This is a genomic window from Roseomonas sp. CCTCC AB2023176, from assembly GCF_042259275.1.
GTDB lineage: Bacteria > Pseudomonadota > Alphaproteobacteria > Acetobacterales > Acetobacteraceae > Roseomonas.
The window spans coordinates 2,442,230-2,459,211 of sequence record NZ_CP170086.1 but is presented as its reverse complement, the minus strand read 5'-3'; the positions used below and the strand labels follow the sequence as shown (position 1 = coordinate 2,459,211).

General features: G+C 72.3%; 14 protein-coding genes and 3 pseudogenes. 14 read left to right on the top strand and 3 right to left on the bottom strand.

Features of this window, described 5'->3' with window-relative positions:
- The first annotated feature begins 1 nt into the window (after position 1).
- The 7 genes and pseudogenes from ACE7GA_RS12285 to ACE7GA_RS12255 all read left to right on the top strand — a co-directional run.
- The gene (locus tag ACE7GA_RS12285; protein WP_376099765.1) at positions 2-733 is read left to right on the top strand and encodes a PIG-L deacetylase family protein; all 732 of its coding nucleotides are present in this window, start codon (positions 2-4) and stop codon (positions 731-733) included.
- 162 nt (positions 734-895) lie between these two features.
- Complete coding sequence (locus tag ACE7GA_RS12280) at positions 896-1,567, top strand: uracil-DNA glycosylase (RefSeq protein WP_376099763.1); 672 nt, start codon at positions 896-898, stop codon at positions 1,565-1,567.
- Positions 1,564-3,249, top strand: a complete 1,686-nt coding sequence (gene mdoH / locus ACE7GA_RS12275) for a glucans biosynthesis glucosyltransferase MdoH (RefSeq protein ID WP_376099761.1) — start codon at positions 1,564-1,566, stop codon at positions 3,247-3,249. Before ACE7GA_RS12280 ends, mdoH begins: the two co-directional genes overlap by 4 nt.
- A gap of 87 nt (positions 3,250-3,336) precedes the next feature.
- A complete protein-coding gene (locus ACE7GA_RS12270) occupies positions 3,337-4,683 on the top strand; it encodes an MFS transporter (RefSeq protein WP_376099759.1) in 1,347 nt (448 codons plus the stop codon).
- A gap of 84 nt (positions 4,684-4,767) precedes the next feature.
- Entirely contained in the window at positions 4,768-5,574 is an 807-nt protein-coding gene (locus ACE7GA_RS12265; protein ID WP_376099757.1) for a lysophospholipid acyltransferase family protein, read from the top strand.
- Positions 5,571-6,338, top strand: coding sequence for a glycosyltransferase family 2 protein (locus ACE7GA_RS12260; protein WP_376099755.1), 768 nt, complete (start codon positions 5,571-5,573; stop codon positions 6,336-6,338). The genes ACE7GA_RS12265 and ACE7GA_RS12260 overlap by 4 nt, the downstream gene beginning before the upstream one ends.
- Before the next feature lie 23 nt (positions 6,339-6,361).
- Positions 6,362-7,321: pseudogene (locus tag ACE7GA_RS12255) on the top strand (asparaginase); the annotation flags it as partial.
- Between the two features lie 32 nt (positions 7,322-7,353).
- Here the strand turns inward: ACE7GA_RS12255 and paaK are convergent.
- From paaK to ACE7GA_RS12240, 3 genes are read right to left on the bottom strand one after another with little or no spacing between them, the layout of a single operon-like run.
- Positions 7,354-8,637 (bottom strand): phenylacetate--CoA ligase PaaK, encoded by a 1,284-nt coding sequence (paaK, locus tag ACE7GA_RS12250; RefSeq protein ID WP_376099753.1) that lies wholly within the window; start codon positions 8,635-8,637, stop codon positions 7,354-7,356.
- Positions 8,634-9,056 carry a hydroxyphenylacetyl-CoA thioesterase PaaI gene (paaI, locus tag ACE7GA_RS12245; protein WP_376099751.1) on the bottom strand — a complete coding sequence of 141 codons (423 nt, stop codon included), beginning with the start codon at positions 9,054-9,056 and terminating at the stop codon, positions 8,634-8,636. The genes paaK and paaI overlap by 4 nt, the downstream gene beginning before the upstream one ends.
- Entirely contained in the window at positions 9,053-9,844 is a 792-nt protein-coding gene (locus tag ACE7GA_RS12240) for an enoyl-CoA hydratase-related protein (RefSeq protein ID WP_376099749.1), read from the bottom strand. Before ACE7GA_RS12240 ends, paaI begins: the two co-directional genes overlap by 4 nt.
- Before the next feature lie 158 nt (positions 9,845-10,002).
- Here ACE7GA_RS12240 and paaN point away from each other — a divergent pair, with 158 nt between their 5' ends.
- The 7 genes and pseudogenes from paaN to ACE7GA_RS12205 all read left to right on the top strand — a co-directional run.
- Complete coding sequence (paaN, locus tag ACE7GA_RS12235) at positions 10,003-11,661, top strand: phenylacetic acid degradation protein PaaN (protein ID WP_376099747.1); 1,659 nt, start codon at positions 10,003-10,005, stop codon at positions 11,659-11,661.
- An 89-nt stretch (positions 11,662-11,750) separates the two neighbouring features.
- Complete coding sequence (locus ACE7GA_RS12230) at positions 11,751-12,887, top strand: C45 family autoproteolytic acyltransferase/hydolase (RefSeq protein WP_376099745.1); 1,137 nt, start codon at positions 11,751-11,753, stop codon at positions 12,885-12,887.
- 93 nt (positions 12,888-12,980) lie between these two features.
- Complete coding sequence (locus ACE7GA_RS12225; protein WP_376099743.1) at positions 12,981-13,958, top strand: Bug family tripartite tricarboxylate transporter substrate binding protein; 978 nt, start codon at positions 12,981-12,983, stop codon at positions 13,956-13,958.
- Positions 13,959-14,067: 109 nt separating this feature from the next.
- Positions 14,068-15,336, top strand: a complete 1,269-nt coding sequence (locus ACE7GA_RS12220; protein ID WP_376099741.1) for a family 1 glycosylhydrolase — start codon at positions 14,068-14,070, stop codon at positions 15,334-15,336.
- Positions 15,333-16,058, top strand: coding sequence for an SDR family NAD(P)-dependent oxidoreductase (locus ACE7GA_RS12215; protein ID WP_376099739.1), 726 nt, complete (start codon positions 15,333-15,335; stop codon positions 16,056-16,058). The genes ACE7GA_RS12220 and ACE7GA_RS12215 overlap by 4 nt, the downstream gene beginning before the upstream one ends.
- An 88-nt stretch (positions 16,059-16,146) precedes the next feature.
- Positions 16,147-16,666, top strand: a pseudogene (locus tag ACE7GA_RS12210) (chromate transporter).
- Positions 16,667-16,668: 2 nt separating this feature from the next.
- Positions 16,669-16,950 (top strand): annotated as a pseudogene (locus ACE7GA_RS12205) (chromate transporter); the annotation flags it as partial.
- Positions 16,951-16,982 lie beyond the last annotated feature (32 nt).

Here is a 16,982-nt window from a genome sequence, read left to right as displayed (position 1 = left end):
CATGCGCGCTTTCGCCATCTCCCCTCACCTGGACGACGCCGCCTTCTCCGCCGGCGGGACCCTCGCGGCCCTGGCGCGGGAGGGGTGGGACGTGGTGGTCGCGACGGTCTTCACCGCCTCCGTCCCAGCCCCGACCGGCTTCGCCCTGGCCTGCCAGACCGACAAGGGCCTGCCGCCCGAAGTTGACTACATGGCCATCCGTCGCGCCGAAGACGAAGCGGCCTGTGCCGCCCTCCACGCCCGCCCCGTCCACCTGCCGCTGCGCGAGGCCCCGCACCGTGGCTACCACTCCGCCCTCGCGCTCTTCGGCGACCTGCGGTCCGACGACACCGCGCACCTCGCCGCGGCCGAGGCCATCACACCGCTGCTGCGCGACATGAAGCCCGATCTCCTCCTCGCGCCGCAGGCCATCGGCGGCCACGTGGACCACATCCTCACCGTCCGCGCGCTGCAACTGCTGGACGCGGGTATCCCCACCCTCTGGTGGGCCGACTTCCCCTACACGACGCGCCGCGACACGCCGAAGCGCCCCTTCGCCGCGGCGATGGCCCGCCTGCCCGAAACGGCCCTCCCCACCGACCCCGCCGCGAAGCACCGCGCCTGCGCTGCCTATACGACCCAACTCGGCTACCAGTTCGGTGGCCCCGAGGGCCTGGCGCGCGCCCTCGTGGCGGCGGGCGCGTCGGAACCGATGCGCGGGACGGCGGTGCAGGCGGTCGCGCGGGCGGCTTGAGAGGCGTGGTGTCGGTGATTCCCGAGAGGGCTTTTTCCTCCCAGACCCTCCCACCAGGGGCGAGCGCGCCCCTGGACCGCGATCCATGTCGATGTCCCCGGTGGAGGAGGCCCGAACGGGACCTCCTCCACCGGGGACGTTAAACGGAACGCGGGGTCCGGGGTGCCCGTTGGCACCCCGGCGGAGGAGTCCCGGGAGGCAGCGCCTCCCCGGGGCCGCCCGAACCACGCCCCCCTCGCCGACCCACTGCAACTCGCCGCCCGTCACGCCATGCTCCCCGGCGCCGCGCACGTGGCGCCGATCCGCGCCCTCGCCGCCCGCATCCGCGCCGCGACGGCTAAACCCGTGCCCGAACCCGATCCCCTCGACGGCGGCGTGAACGCGCGGCTCCTCCTCCTGCTCGAAACGCCCGGCCCGCGCGTGCGGCAGGACGCGATCGTTTCCCGCGACAAGCCCGGCGGCACCGGCACGAACCTGCGGCGCTTCCTCGACGGCGCGGGGATCGCGCGGCGGGACATGCTGCTGTGGAACGCCGTGCCCTGGATCATCCACGAGCCCGGCGCCCGCAACCGCGCCCCGCGCCCGGCCGAAGTGCGGGACGGCCTGGCCTACCTCCCGCCATTCCTCGCGCTGCTGAGCAATCTTTGCGTCATCGTGCTCTCCGGCCGCACCGCGGCCGGGGCGGAAGCGACGGTTCGCCAATGCCTGCCGGACATCCCCGTCCTGATCATGCCGCATCCCTCGCCCACGATCGTCTGCACCTCCCCCGCCATCGGCGAGCGTATCGAAGCCACGCTGGCTGCGGCAGCCGCCATCCTGCGGAGCGCGGAGTGACCCGCGCCGCCCCGCTCCGGATCGCCTCCGGCCCCGTCCGCGTCGCCGACGCCGCGCCCGAACACGGTCCGATCCTCCGCCGGCGCGTCCATCCGCGCCGTTGGATGTTCGCCGCGCTCGTCGCGACGGTCACCGCAGGCCTGCTTGCCCTCGGCTGGCACGTCCTGTCGGCCGGCGGCTGGAGCCCATGGGAAGTCGCCCTCTTCGCGTGTCTCGCGGCGAACGCGCCCTGGCTCGGGCTGTCCGCGGCAACCGGCCTCCTCGGTCTCCTGATCCGTTGCACGGCCTCCGATCCCGCCTCCGTCGCCGTCCCGCTTCCGCGCGGCGCGCTGGACGCTCCGGTCACGCTGCGCACCGTCCTCGCCGTCTGCGTGCGGGAGGAGTTGATGGACGACGTCCTCGGCCCCCTTGCCGCGCTCCTGCGCGGCCTGGACCGCACGGGCTTCGGCGACCGCTTCGGCATCGCGATCCTGTCCGACACCGCCGCCGGCCCCACGGCGGACGCCGAGGCAGAGGCTGTCGCCCGCTTCGCCGCGCGCATTGGCCCGGACCGCGTCCTCTACCGCCGCCGCATCGCCAACACGGGCTTCAAGGCCGGCAACGTGATGGACTTCCTGGAACGTCACGCCGACTGCTTCGACCTCATGCTCGCGCTCGATGCGGATTCCGCGATGGAGACACCGGCGGTGCTGCGGATGGTCCGCACGATGCAGGCCCGCCCCGATCTCGCGCTGCTGCAATCCACCATCGCCGGCCACCGCGCCGATTCGCCCTTCGCGCGCCTAATGGGCCTGGGCCACCGCCCCGGCTCGCTCACCTGGGCCGTCGGCCAGGGCTGGTGGCAGGGGGATGAAGGACCCTTCTGGGGCCACAACGCCCTGCTGCGCATCGCCCCGTTCCGCACGCACGCGCACCTGCCCCTGCTGCCGGACGGCCGCCACATCCTCTCGCACGACCACGTGGAGGCCGCGCTGCTGCACGGTGCCGGCTGGGGCGTGCGGGTCATGCCCGACGACGGCGGATCGTACGAACGCCACCCGCCGAACCTGCCGGTTTTCCTCGACCGCGACCGCCGCTGGGCGGCGGGCAACATGCAGTACCGCCATCTGCTCCGGGACCGATCGCTCGGCGCACTCGGGCGGTTCCAGATGCTGCAGGCCATCCTGCACTACGCGCTCGCGCCGCTGTGGTTCGCGATGCTGCCGCTGGCGGCGCTGAACGCCGCCTTCGACGCGGAGGGCACGCCGCGCGGAGCGCTCGTCCTCCTCCTCCTGCTGTCATTCGCGGCGCTACACTTCCCGCGCCTGGCCGGGCACGCCGTGACGATCGGCCAGGCCTCCCCCGGCATCCGCGCCGCACGCCTGCGGGAAGCACTGGCGGAGTCAGGCTTCCTCCTGTTGTTCGATCCCGTCACGGCCTACGACAAGACCGTGACCGTTCTCGCCCATGCCCTCGGCCGCCCCCGCGCGGGCTGGCCCTCCATGCAGCGCAGCGCCCGCCGCGTGGGATGGGGAGAGGCGGCCGCGCGCCTCTGGCCGCACACGCTCGGCGGCTTCCTCATCCTCGGCCTGCTGCTCGCCTCGGGCTCCTGGTTCGCACTCCTCCTCGGGGCACCGGCCGTGGCCGGGCTGGTCCTAGCCGTGCCTTTCAGCGTCCTGACGGCGCGGCCCGATGCGACATAGACCCGCGCCGCATCCTGGCACCAAAGGGCTTCGGCACAGCACGGTGCCGGGCATGGCCACCGCCGCATCGCAAGCCGGACCGGCGTGGTGAGTGACCGCGTGGTCCGCGCCCGCCGCGCGCCGCCCACCATCGCCGCCCCGCGCTGGCGCTACGCCACGGTCTTCGCCCTCTATGCCTACCAGGGCCTCGTCGCGGGCTTCGGCACCGTCGCCGTCCCCAACGCCTATGCCGCCACGGGGTGGAGCACCGAGGCCGTCGGCGCCCACATCGCGACGATCGGCCTGCCCTGGATCCTTCAGCCGCTCTGGGGGCCGATCGTGGACCGCTACGGCGGCTTCGCGATGGGCCGGCGCCGCTTCTGGGTGCTCACCGCCTTCGTCGCGACGCTCCTCGCCCTCTCCGTCCTGCTGTTCCTGGACGGCGCGCCGCTGCCCGTCGTCTCCGCCGCCTTCTTCGTCCATTCCTGCGCCGCGGGCCTGATGGACACGGCGACCGACGGGATGATCATGGACGACGTCCCGACCGAACGCCTGGGCCTGACCAACGCCTTCACCCGCGCCGGCTTCACCACCGGCATGCTCGCGGGCTCGAGCGGCCTGGCCTGGCTCCTCCCCCCGCTCGGCCTGGGCGGCACGACCGCGGTGTTGATGGCGGCCGCCCTGCTGATCGGCACGGTTCCCGTGCGCGTGCGGGAACGGGACGGCGACCCGGCCCTGTCGCTTCGCCGCGACCGAACGCGGGAGGCGGGCCGCCTTCCCGACCTGCTGCGCGAACTGGGGCGGGAGGTCGTACGGGGCGGCAACCTCGCCCTCTTCGCCTTCTGCATCGCGCAGGAGGCCGCCGGCACGCTGCTGCAGGTGCCGCTCGGCGTGCACCTGATCCAGGTCCAGGGCTGGTCGGCGGAATCGCTCTCCTCCGTCCAGGGTCTGGTCACCTTCCTCGGCGGCACCGCCGGCGCGCTGCTGGCGGGCACCTGGACGGACCGCGTCGGCAGCGCGCGGGCGCTGTCGGTGCTGATCGGCCTGTCCGCCGCCTCGAACCTGCTCGCAGCGCCCCTTCTGGCCTGGTCCGATCCAGGGGTCGCGAACCTCGTCGGCCCGGCCGCGCTGACGCTCGCCAACCTGACTTCCGCCCTGTCCTACGTCGCGTTGGCGCCGGCGGTGATGGCGGCCTCGCGCGGCCCCGTCGCGGCAACCCGCTTCGCGCTCTACATGGCCGCGTTGAACCTTGGCGGCGTGACGGGATCGGCCGCGGCGGGTCACGTCGCCAGCGGGATCGGGCTGCCGCTGACCGCCGCCCTGTCCGGGCTGATGCTGGCCGCCGCTGCTGCCGCCGCGCCGAGCATGGTCCGGCGCGCCGCGGAACGGGCCGAGCAGCCCGGCCGCGGGACTGGAGCGCCGTCGTCCGCGCGGCCGCCGCCCCCGCAAGGGTGAACGGACCGCACCCCACCCCCGACGACTTTCCGCCCCGACCCGTATAGGCTTGCCTGCACCCGGCCCGTCCGGGATGGGGAGAGAATGCCGCCACGAGAGGCGACCGCCCTGCCAGTCCGCACCGTGCCTGCCACGGACCCGCGGCCCTGGCCCGTCCGGCTATCCGAGACGGTCCGGTTCTGGGCCTTCCTCACCGCCCTCGGCGGCCTGTTCCTGGGCTGGAGCCTCCTCGCCGGCGCCCTCCTGCCCCTATTGCCGCACCGCGCCGGGACGCGCCTCGGCCGCCGCGTCATCTCCGGCGGCTTCGGGTGGCTGCTGAACGTCATGCGCCGTATGGGCCTTGCCCGGCTGGACCTGTCGGAACTGGAAGCCCTGCGTTCCCTGCGGGGGACGATCGTGGCGGCGAACCACCTGTCCATGATCGACGTGATGCTGGTCATCTCGCGCATGCCCGATGCCGCCTGCATCCTGCGCGCGGACCTGTTGCGGAATCCCGCGCTCTGGGGCGCCCGGCTCGCCGGGTTCATCCCGAACGACGCCCCGCTGCCGATGGTGCGCCGCGCGGCGGAGGTGCTGCGTCAGGGAGGGAACCTCCTGATCTTCCCGGAGGGCACGCGGTCCCCCGACCGTCGCCTCGGCCCCTTCCGCCCGGGCTTCGCGCTAATCGCGCGCGCGGCGAAGGCCCCGGTACAGCTCGTGGTTCTGGAGAACGACACGCCCTACCTCTCCAAGGGCTGGCCGATCTGGCGGCAGCCGCGCTTCCCGCTGACCTACCGCGCGCGCCTGGCCGGCCGGTTCGAGTGGACGGGGGACGCCGAGACCTTCTCCGCGACACTGCACGCGGCGCTGCTGGCCGCGCAGGACGCGCCCTCACCGAAGCGGGACCCGTGACGCCGTCGCGAACGCACCTCGTCGTCATCCCGTCCTACAACACCGGCCCGCTCCTCCTCCCCACCGTCGCGGCGGCGCGGGCGGCCTGGACGCCGGTCTGGGTGGTCGTGGATGGCAGCACGGACGGGTCCCACCGCGCGCTGCGCAAGATCACCGATCCCGCCTTCCGCCTCATCGAGTTGCCGCGCAATCGCGGCAAGGGCGCCGCGATCCGCGCCGCACTCGAAGACGCATCGCGTGCCGGCTTCACTCATGCGCTGACGATGGACGCGGACGGCCAACACCCCGCCGAACGCATCCCCGCCTTCATGACCGCGAGCGCCACGCGGCCGGACGCGATGATCCTGGGCAACCCCGTTTTCGGTCCCGAGGCGCCGGCGCTGCGCGTCAAGGGCCGCCGCGTCTCCAACGGCTGGACGGGCCTGGAAACGCTCTGGGCCACGCGTGGCGGCGAGCCGATCCGCGACTCCCTCTTCGGCTTCCGCGTCTACCCGATCGCGCCGCTGCTGTCGGTCATGCGCCGCACGCCCTGGGGCATGCGCCGCTACGACTTCGATGCGGAATCGGCGGTGCGCCTGGCTTGGCGCGGCGTCCCCGCGGTGAACATCCCGGCACCCGTCCGCTACGTCCCACGGGAGGAAGGCGGCGTCTCCCACTTCCGCTACGGCCGCGACAACGCACTGCTGACGGCGATGCACACGCGGCTGATGCTCGGCTTCCTCGCGCGCCTCCCCCTTCTGGCGTGGCGACGCTTCCGGGCGTAGGACCGGGGCCGGGGAGAAACCACATGTCGTTCGCACGCCTGGCCGAGGTCCAACGCAACGGGACCGTCGAATCCATCCACCACGGCGTCGTCGCGGTCGCCGACGCGTCGGGGAAGATCGTTCATGCCTGGGGCGACCCGGACTTCGTCACCTTTCCCCGGTCCTCGCTGAAGCCGTTCCAGGCCCTGTCGCTCGTTGAATCCGGCGCCGCGGACGGGCTGGATGATGCGCACGTCGCGCTGGCCTGCGCCTCCCACCGCGCCGAGCCCTTCCAGGTCGCAATGGTCGAGGCCTGGCTTGGCCGTCTCGGCCTGACCGAATCCGCCCTGGTCTGCGGCCCGGCCTATCCAGGGGGCGAGGCCGACATGCAGGCCGCGATCCGCGGCGGCCCGAAGAAGCGTGTCTTCCACAACTGCTCCGGCAAGCATTGCGGCTTCCTCAACGCCTGCGTCGCGATGGGTGCCCCGACTTCCGGCTACGAACGCCCCGACCACCTGGCGCAGCGACATTGGATGGGCGGCTTCTCCGAACTCCTCGGACGCGACGCCGCAGCGTTGCCCCATGGCACCGATGGCTGCAGCCTGCCCGCGCTGGCGCTGCCCGTCGGCGACATGGCCCGTGCCGCTGCCCGCTACGCCGCCGTGGCGGTCGGTGGCGCGCGTCGGCAGGCCGCGATGCGCCGCGTGCTCGGCGCACTGGCCGCGCACCCGGACCATGTGTCGGGCCGCGACTCCCCGACGTCGAAGGTCGTGCGGGCCTGTGAGGGCCGGCTGTCCATGAAGGTCGGCGCCGAGGGCTTCGTGGTCGGCTTCCTGCCTGCGCAGGGCCTCGGGATCGCGATCAAGATGGCGGACGGCGCGTCTCGCGGAAAAATGGGCGTGCTGTCGTTGCTCCTGGGCCGCCTCGGCGTCATCTCCGCCGATCGTGCCGCCGCGCTGGCGGACGCGGTGGAGGACCCGATCAACGACAGCAACGGCCGCCCGGCCGGCTGCGTCGTGCGTCGCTGGACTGACGCCTACCGCGGCCGCCGGTCCACCACGCGCTTCGCCTTGCCGACGGAGCGTTCGACCGCGCCGGGGTCCCGCACGTTCACCGCAACGGTGACGCCGACGACTTCCTTCACGTGGTGCGTCAACACGCGCGCTGCGGCTTCGCGATCCGCCCCCGTCACGCCGGGCTCCGCTTCCACCTCCACAGCCATGCAGTCCAGCGCGCCGTCCCGCGTCAGAACGATCTGGTAGTGGGGTGAGAGGTCGGGGACGCGCAGCAACTGTTCCTCGATCTGCGACGGGAAAACGTTGACCCCGCGCAGGATGATCATGTCGTCGCTGCGCCCGGTGATCCGGGCCATGCGGCGGAAGGCCGGCCGCGCCGTGCCCGGCAGCAGCCGCGTCAGGTCCCGCGTGCGGTAGCGGATGACGGGCATCGCCTGTTTCGTGAGGGAGGTGAAGACAAGCTCCCCTTCCTCCCCGTCCGGCACGGGCTCGCCGGTCTGGGGATTGATGATTTCCGGGAAGAAGTGATCCTCCCAGATATGCGGCCCGTCCTTCGTCTCGACGCATTCGTTGGCGACGCCGGGGCCCATCACCTCCGACAAGCCGTAGATGTCCACGGCGTGGATGCCGAAGGACTTCTCGATCTCCGCCCGCATGGCGTCGGTCCAGGGCTCGGCGCCCAGGATGCCGATCTGCAGCGACGTCCCCCGCGGGTCCTTCCCCTGCCGCCGGAACTCGTCGCGCAGCGCGAGCAGGTAGGACGGCGTGACCATGATGATCTCGGGCCGGAAATCCTCGATCAGCTGGACTTGCCGCTCGGTCATTCCGCCCGAGACGGGGATGACGGTGCAGCCCAGCGCCTCCGCCCCGTAATGGGCGCCGAGCCCGCCGGTGAAGAGGCCGTAGCCGTAGGCCACGTGAACCTTCATCCCCGGACGGCCGCCGCTCGCGCGGATGGAGCGCGCGACGAGGGAGGACCAGGTCTCCAGGTCGTCATGCGTGTAGCCGACGACGGTCGGCTTCCCCGTTGTGCCGGAGGACGCGTGGATCCGCGCCACCTTGTCCTGCGGCACCGCGAACATGCCGAAGGGGTAGTTGTCCCGCAGGTCCGCCTTCGTCGTGAAGGGAAAGCGTGCGAGGTCGGGCAGGTCCCGGAAGTCGTCGGGCGTCACGCCTGCCGCGTCGAAGGCCCGCTTGTAGTGCGGCACGTTGTCGTAGGCGTGGCGCAGCGTCCAGGCGAGGCGCTGAAGCTGCAACGCGCGCATCTCGTCCAGAGTCAGCCTCTCGGCGGCGTCGAGCATCATGGGATGAGCGTCCCCTCGATGGTCCGGGACTGTCCGCGGAAGGTCGCGACGTCGCCCCCATCACCATCCCGGACGATCACGTCGTAAATGCCGCTGCGCCCGGCCTCGGCGGTGCGCGTCGCCGTCGCCGTCAGCACGTTGCCGAGCTTCGCCGGCCGCAGGTAGGTGATGGCGTTGGTCTGCGCGACCGCGCGGCGGTTGAAGGAATTGCAGGCGAAGGCAAAGGCCGAATCCGCCAGCGCGTAGGTGAAGCCGCCATGCGCGATGCCGTGGCCGTTCACCATGTCCGGCCGGATCGTCATCGTCAGCGTCGCGGTGCCCGGCCCCACCGCGACGATCACCATGCCCAGCCCCGGCGAGGCGCGGTCCTCCGCCCACATTGCAGCGGCGCAGGCCTCGGCGATCTGTTGCGGCGTCATTCCGGCGCACCCTGAAAACGCGGCGTACGTTTCGCCGCGAAGGCCGCCACGCCCTCCGCGTAATCCGGCGCGCGTCCCAGGGCGGATTGCACGTCCCGCTCCATGTCGAGCTGCGCGTCGAAGGGCTGGTCCAGGGCGGCGCCGAGCACGCGCTTCGTCTCCGCCAGTGCCCCCGCCGGCAGGCGTGCGAGCCGGGCGGCGAGGGCATGCGCCTCCTGCATGAGCAGTTCCGCCGGCACCGCGCGCCAGACCAGCGCCATGGCGGCCGCCTCCGTGCCACTGATCGCATCGCCCGTCATCGCGAGCGCCCGCGCCCGCGCCGGCCCGACCAGGCGTGGCAACAGCCAGGTCGCGCCGGTGTCCGGCACCAGCCCGATCTTGATGAAGGCCTGCGAGAACTTCGCATCCTCCGTCGCCAACGCGATGTCCGCGAGCATCGGCAGCGACGCCCCCGCCCCCGCCGCGACGCCATGCACGGCGCAGACGATCGGCTTCGGCAGGTCGCGCATCATCCGCGCCAGCCGGTTCCAGCCAGCGTCGATGACCTGCGCCAGGTCGGCCCCCGGCTGCGCCAGCACGGGATCCGCAAGGTCCTGCCCGGCGCAGAACCCGCGCCCCGCCCCGCTTAGCAGCACGACGCGGCAGGCCGGATCCTGGGCGGCCTCGCGCAGCGCGTCCTGCATGGCGCGGTGCAGCGCCGTGTCGAAGGAATTCAGCCGCGTGGGCCGGTTGAGCACCAGCGCGCGGTAGCCCGAATGCTGTTCGATCAGGAGAGGCGGCTCGGACACGCGATTCCCTCCGGCGACGGGCTGGTCCCGATCGGGCGCCGACGCCGTCCCGCGTTCCACCCCGGTTTCCGCGTTGCGCCGCGGCTCCGCGGGACGGTATTTATGTCACGGAAGCCGGTCAACCGGCCGCGATCCTGTAACGTATTGGGAGGGGCGCCATGCCCGACTTCGCCGCGACCCACCGGGCGACGCTCGATGGCGCCATCGCCGCCATCCGCGCGCGGGGTCACTGGTCGGCCTATCCGGAAATCCCCTCCGGCAAGGTCTACGGAGAAACCGCGAAGGTCGAGGGCGAGGCTGCCTTCCAGGCCATGCTGAACGGCCACTTCGAGACGGGGCAAGCCGCGGAGTCGTGGGTCGGCGAGGAGACGTCGCCGTTCGGCCCGGCGCTCGGCATCACCTACCCCGCGAACACTCCGGGCACGCTCGTCGCCCGCGGCGGGGCGGCGATGCCGGCCTGGGCCGCCGCCCCCGTCGAGGACCGCGCCGGCATCGCGCTCGAAGCCCTGCACCGGATCAACCGCGCCTCCTTCCTCATGGCCAACGCGGTCATGCACACCACGGGGCAGGCCTTCGCCATGGCCTTCCAGGCCGGCGGCCCGCATGCGCAGGACCGCGGGCTGGAGGCCGTCGCCTACGCCGTCGAGGAAATCTCCCGCATTCCCGGCGCCGCCCGCTGGTCCAAGCCCGCGGGGCGCGAGACGCTCGTGATGGACAAGACGTGGCGCGCCGTGCCGCGCGGCGTCGCCGTCACGATCGGATGCGCCACCTTCCCGACTTGGAACGGCTATCCCGGCATCTTCGCCTCGCTCGTCACGGGCAACCCGGTGATCGTGAAGCCGCACCCCAAGGCCATCCTGCCGCTTGCCCTCTCCGTCCGCGTGCTGCGCGAGGTCCTGGCCGAAGCCGGCCTCCCGGCGGACGTCGTGCAGCTCGCCCCCGACACGATCGAAGCTCCCATCACCGCCCGTCTCGCGAAGCACCCGGACGTGGCGATCGTGGACTTCACCGGCGGCCCCACCTTCGGCCGCTGGCTGCGGGAGAACCTCGGCCCCGGCAAGGCGCTGTTCACCGAGGAGGCCGGGGTGAACCCGGTCGTCCTCCACTCGACCGCCGACTTCGCCGGCCTCTGCCGCAACCTCGCCTTCTCGCTCTCCCTCTACTCCGGCCAGATGTGCACGGCGCCGCAGAACATCTTCGTGCCCAGCGGCGGGATTCAGACGGATCAGGGCCACAGGTCCTTCGACGAGGTCGGCGCGGCGATCGCGGCCGCCGTGGACGCGCTGCTCGCCGACCCCGCGCGGGCCGCGGGCATCCTTGGCGCCATCCAGAACCCGGCGACGGTGGATCGCGTGGCGGCTGCGCGCTCGCTCGGCCAGGTCGTGCGTAACTCGGCACCCGTCGAAGGCGCCCCTGGCCGCACCGCGACACCGCTGCTGCTCGCCGTGAATGCGGCGGACCGCGACGCCTGGATGGAGGAGCGCTTCGGCCCGATCGCCTTCCTCATCCGCTGCGCCGAGGCGGAAGAAGCACTGGCCCTCGCCGCCGGGTCCGCCCGGGAACGCGGCGCCATCACCGCCCTCGTCCATTCGACCGACGAGGCTTTCCTGGACCGCGCGACGGAGGCCTTCACCCGGGTCGGCGCCTCGCTCTCCGTCAATCTCACCGGCGGAGTCTACGTGAACCAGTCCGCCGCCTTCTCGGACTACCACGTCTCCGGCGCCAACCCTGCAGGCAACGCCTGCCTGACCGACGCGGCATTCGTCGCGAACCGGTTCCACGTCGCGCAGGTCCGGCGCCCGGCGGTCGCGGCGTAGCGCTGCCCTCCCCGGGGGGCGGACGGGGCGGGGTTCCCGCGTGTCCCCGCCGCGTGGCAAACCGCTGCACCACCCCGGAGGCCCCGCCCGTGACGATCGAGCCCTTCCCCTTCATCGAACTCTCCGGCACCCCGGAAGCCCGCGGCCGCGCCTATGGCCGTGCGGCCAAGGCGCGCGTGCACCGCAGCCTCGCGCATTACGGCGCGCAGCTCTCCGGCCAGGGCATGGACGCGTCGAAGGTCCACGCCATGGCCCGCGCCTTCGTCCCGCGGATCGAGGCCTTCGAGCCCTCCTTCGTCCCGGAGATGCGCGGCATCGCCGAAGGCGCCGACTGCGCCTTCGAGGACATCGTCATGATGAACTGCCGCACGGAGGTCCTGAAGCTCGCGCAGAAGGCCGAGGCCGCCGCGAAGGCCGACCGCGCCCAGCCAGACGGCTGCACCGGGGCGGTCCTGCTGCCCGAAGCCACCGCCGACGGCACGCTCATCCACGGCCAGAACTGGGACTGGAAGAAGGAATGCGCGGAGACCGGCGTGGTGCTGCGCATCCGCCGTGACGATGGCCCGGACGTGCTGACCTTCGTCGAGGCCGGCGGCCTCGCGCGGGCCGGCATGAACGCGGCGGGCATCGCGATCACCGCGAACTACCTCGAGAGCGACCGCGACTACCGCCAGGACGGCGTTCCGCTCTCCCTCCTCCGCCGCAAGGCGCTTGAGCAGGAGCACGTCGCGCTCGCCGTCCGCACCATCTACGCCACGCCCAAGAGCGCCTCGAACAACCTGATGGTCAGCCACGCCTCGGGCTATGGGGTGGATATCGAATGCGCGCCCGATGAATCCTTCCTGCTGCACCCGGAAGGCGGCGTGCTCGTCCACTCCAACCACTGGCTGTCGCCGGCGGCGCTGTCGAAACTCAAGGACACGGGCATCGCCAATACGCCGGACACGGTCTATCGAGACCGGCGCGTGCGCGCGGCGTTGGTAGCCAAGCGCGGCCGCCTGACGATGAACGACCTGCGGGAGGCCCTCTTCGACGACTGGGGCACGCCCTATTCCGTCTGCCGGCCGCCGCGCCCGAATTTCTCCGGCAATCTCTCCGCGACGGTCGCCATGATCTTGATGAAGCCGGCCGAGGGCGTGATGGAGATCGCGCCCTTGCCCGCGCTGAACCGCACCTTCACGACCTATACTCTCCGCGACGCGCCGGTCCGGGCCGCGGCGGAGTAGCGGCGGAGTAGCGGCGACCGGCGCGGACAGGGAACGCGGTGGACGGCACGCGACTTGCTGCGCACTCTCCCACCGAGCATCGGGGGATGTCGCATGCGTCGTCGTCAACTCGCCGGGCTGGCTGCGGCCGCCTCGGCCGCGGCCAGCCCGGCCTTCGCCCAGGGCGCGGCGGCCTGGCCGAACCGGCCCATCCGCCTCGTCGTGCCCTACCCGCCGGGCGGCGCCAGCGACATCGCCGGCCGGCTGCAGGCGGAGGTCCTGCAGGCCGGCCTCGGCGTCCCCGTCGTCGTGGACAACCGCGGCGGCGCCGGCGGCACGATCGGGACGGCCTTCGTCGCGCAGTCCCCGCCCGACGGCTACACGATCATGATGGCGAGCCCGTCCTCCCACCTCGGCGCGCCCCTGCTGTTCCGAAATCCGGGCTATGAGGGCGTGGACGACTTCACGGCCATCGCGACCTTCGCGACGGGCACGGCGGTGGTCTGCGTGCACCCCGCGCTGCCGATCCGGACCATCGCCGACCTCGTCGCCTATGCGCGGGCCAATCCGGGGCGGCTGAACTACGGCTCGGCGGGCGCGGGCGGGGCGAACCACATGCTCGGCGTGCTCTTCGCCATGCGGACGGGGGTGGACCTGACCCACGTGCCGTATCGCGGCGCGGCGCCAGCACTCGCGGACCTGATCGGCGGCAACATCCAGCTCGTCTTCGACTCCTATTCCGGCGTGATCGGCGCGATCCGGGCGGGGCAGATCCGCGGCCTGGCCGTTGCCTCACCGGAGCGCTGGCCCCTCGCGCCGGAGTTCCCGACGGTGCAGGAAAGCGGTGTGCCGGATTACGACCTGCCCTCCTTCTCCGCGGTGATGGGGCCCGCCGGCATCCCGCGCCCGATCGTGGAGCGCATGAACGCGGTCATCAACGCGGGGCTGCGCGAACCCGCGATGGTCCAACGCCTGGCTTCCGGCGGGAACATTCCCTTCCCGAAGATGCCGGAGGAGTTCACGGCGCTGATGCGGGCGCAGCGGGAGAAGTGGCGGGAACTGGTCCGGGTGTCCGGCGTGCAGCCCGAGTAACGCCCGCCGCGGCTCCCTCCGTAACGCGCGGTTACGATCGGAGCGGCATCGGAGCGGGCGCGGCTGCAACCCCGCCCCCGCCCGCGCCTTTGGGGCGCGAGGAGAGCCGATGTCCGACGAAGCGCCCGTGTCCCCCGGCCGATCCCCCTTCTGGGGTACGGCCGTCCCCTCCTTCATGTTCGCGACGGGGATCGAGAACTCGAATCCGATGGTGGACGGACGCCGCGTGGACCAGCTCGCGGCCTCCGACCACCTCAACCGCTGGCGCGAAGACTTTTCCCTGACGCGGGAAATCGGCTGCGAGTTCCTCCGCTACGGCCCCCCGCTGCACACGACGTGGCTTGCCGACGGGCGCTTCGACTGGTCCTTCGCGGACGAGACCTTCGCGGCGTTGCGGCACTTGCGCATCCACCCCATCGCGGATCTCTGCCATTTCGGCGTGCCGGACTGGATCGGCGATTTCCAAAACCCGGACTTCCCGCGCCTCTTCGGCCGCTACGCCCGTGCCTTCGCGGAACGCTTCCCCTGGGTGCAGCTCTACACCCCCGTGAACGAAATGTACGTCTGCGCCCTCTTCTCCGGTCGCTACGGCTGGTGGAACGAGGCCGGCACGACGGACCAGACCTTCGTGACGGCCATCAAGCACCTGGTCGGCGCGAACCGGACGGCGATGCGCGCGATCCTCGCGGTGCGGCAGGACGCGATCTTCATCCAGTCGGAATCGGCGGAGCAGTACCACGCCGCCTCCCCCGCCGCCTGGGCGGAGGCGCGGATGCGCAACGCCGAGCGCTTCCTCACCCTCGACCTGAACTACGGCCACCCGGTCGAAGCGCCGATGTACGAATACCTCATGGACAACGGCCTGACGCGGGAGGAATACGCGGCCTTCCGCAGCACGGACCTGAAGCGCCACTGCGTCCTCGGCACGGACTACTACGTCACGAACGAGCACCTGATCCACGATGACGGGCGCGTCGTCGCCGCGGGCGACGTGTACGGCTACGCCACGATCATCGAACAGTACCACGCCCGCTACGGCCTGCCCCTGATGCACACCGAGACCAACCTGCAGGACGGCGAACAGGGCGAGGCTGCCGCCTGGCTCTGGAAGCAGTGGGCGAATCTCATGCTGCTCTGGGAGCAGCGGGTCCCCGTGCTCGGCTTCACCTGGTACTCGCTGACGGACCAGGTGGACTGGGACACCGCGCTGCGGGAGAACAACGGCCGGGTGAACCCGGTCGGCCTCTACGACCTGGACCGGCGGATCCGGCCGGTCGGGACGGAATACCACCGCCTCATCGCGCAGTGGCGCGACGTGCTGCCGACGCGGAGCCTCGTGCTGCAACTGCCCCTCGCGCCGGTGGAGCCGATGTCATGACGCGCTTCGAGGGCAAGGTTGCCGTCGTCACGGGCGCCGCCGGCGGCATCGGCCGCGCGATCGCGGAACGCTTGGCGAGCGAGGGCGCACGCGTCGCGATCGCCGACCTGCGCGCGGAAGCGGCGGCGCAGACGGCGACCGCGATCCCCGGCGCCCGCGGCTACGGCTGCGACGTCTCGGACGAGGCGGCGGTGGACGCAACGGCCGCGCGCATCGTTGCCGATCTCGGGCGCCTGGACGTCGTCGTGAACAACGCGGGGATGATGCCTTTCAAGCCCCTGCCGGACTTCGCCGGTGCCGACTGGCTCCACGTGATCGGCGTCGACCTGATGGGCGCCGTGCATTTCACCCGCGCCCTGTTCCGCCATGCCACCGACGGCGGGGCGGTGGTAAACGTCGCCTCCGTCCACGCGGTCGAGACGACGCCCCAGGTCGCCCCCTACGCCGCAGCCAAGGCGGCCATGCTGTCGCTGACCCGCTCCACGGCCATCGAGGGCGCGGCGCGCGGCATCCGCGCCAATGCCGTGCTCCCCGGCGCGATCGATACGCCGATGCTGTGGGACAACCCCAACGTGAAGTCGGGGGTGGAGATGATCGACCGTTCCGCCGTCGGCAAACCGGAGGATGTGGCTGCCGCCGTCGCCTTCCTGGCGGCGCCGGAAGCCCGCTTCGTGACCGGCGCGGCGCTGGCGGTGGACGGCGGTCGGCTCGCCCGCCTGTAGCGGGCTTGCCGATCCGGCGGGGCCGGCGGAGTGTCCCGCGGTGACCCCCGCCGAGACCTCTCCCCCGCCCGGCATCGCCGACCTGTTCATGGGATACGCCAAGGCCGGGCTGATGGGCTTCGGCGGCGTCGCCGTCCACGCCCGCCGCGTCATCGTAGAGGAGCGACGCTGGCTTTCGGAACGGGACTACGCCGAAATCCTCGGCATCGGCCAGGTCCTGCCCGGGCCGAACGTCGGCAACGCCGCCATCATCATCGGCCGACGCTTCCACGGCCTCCGGCGCGCTGGCGGCCACCGTGGGGCTTTACGCCGGCCCCCTGCTGGTCCTCATCGGCCTGATGTTCCTCTGGCAACGCTTCGCCGAGGAACCGCGTGTCGCCGCCTTGCTGCACGGCCTGGCCTGCGCGGCGGCGGGCCTTGTCATCGGCAACGTCCTGCGCGTCGCCGGCCGACTGAAGCCGCCGCCGGAATTGATCGCCGTCGGCGTCGCGACGGTCCTCGCCGCCGCGGCGTTCAAGGTCCCGCTGCTGGTCACCGTCGCCGTCCTCGGCCCCATCGGGGTCGGCCTGGTCTGGCGGCGGACGCGCGCGGTGCGGGGACGGGTCTGACGATGCCCGACGCGCTGACCGTCCTGATCCTCTTCGCCCGGCTGTCCCTGCTGGCGATCGGCGGCGGCAACGCCACCATCCCGGAAATGCACCGCGAGATCGTGGAGCGTCACGCCTGGCTGGACGACGCAACCTTCGCCGAGGCCTGGGCCCTGTCCTCCGCCGCGCCTGGTCCGAACGTGCTGGTCGTGGTGGTACTGGGCTGGTCGCTCGCGGGCTTCCCCGGCTTCGCCGGGGCACTGCTGGGTTTCCTGGGCCCAGCGGCGCTGCTGGCCTGGGGCGTGGGGGCCTCGCGATCCGCGCGCACGCGCACCCC

Coding starts and splice junctions, on each gene's coding strand:
- paaN (WP_376099747.1), top strand. CDS start 10,003: ATGCCCGACTTCGCCGCGACCCACCGGGCGACGCTCGATGGCGCCATC.
- ACE7GA_RS12225 (WP_376099743.1), top strand. CDS start 12,981: ATGCGTCGTCGTCAACTCGCCGGGCTGGCTGCGGCCGCCTCGGCCGCG.
- ACE7GA_RS12215 (WP_376099739.1), top strand. CDS start 15,333: ATGACGCGCTTCGAGGGCAAGGTTGCCGTCGTCACGGGCGCCGCCGGC.
- ACE7GA_RS12265 (WP_376099757.1), top strand. CDS start 4,768: ATGCCGCCACGAGAGGCGACCGCCCTGCCAGTCCGCACCGTGCCTGCC.
- paaI (WP_376099751.1), bottom strand. CDS start 9,056: ATGACGCCGCAACAGATCGCCGAGGCCTGCGCCGCTGCAATGTGGGCG.
- ACE7GA_RS12285 (WP_376099765.1), top strand. CDS start 2: ATGCGCGCTTTCGCCATCTCCCCTCACCTGGACGACGCCGCCTTCTCC.
- ACE7GA_RS12220 (WP_376099741.1), top strand. CDS start 14,068: ATGTCCGACGAAGCGCCCGTGTCCCCCGGCCGATCCCCCTTCTGGGGT.
- paaK (WP_376099753.1), bottom strand. CDS start 8,637: ATGATGCTCGACGCCGCCGAGAGGCTGACTCTGGACGAGATGCGCGCG.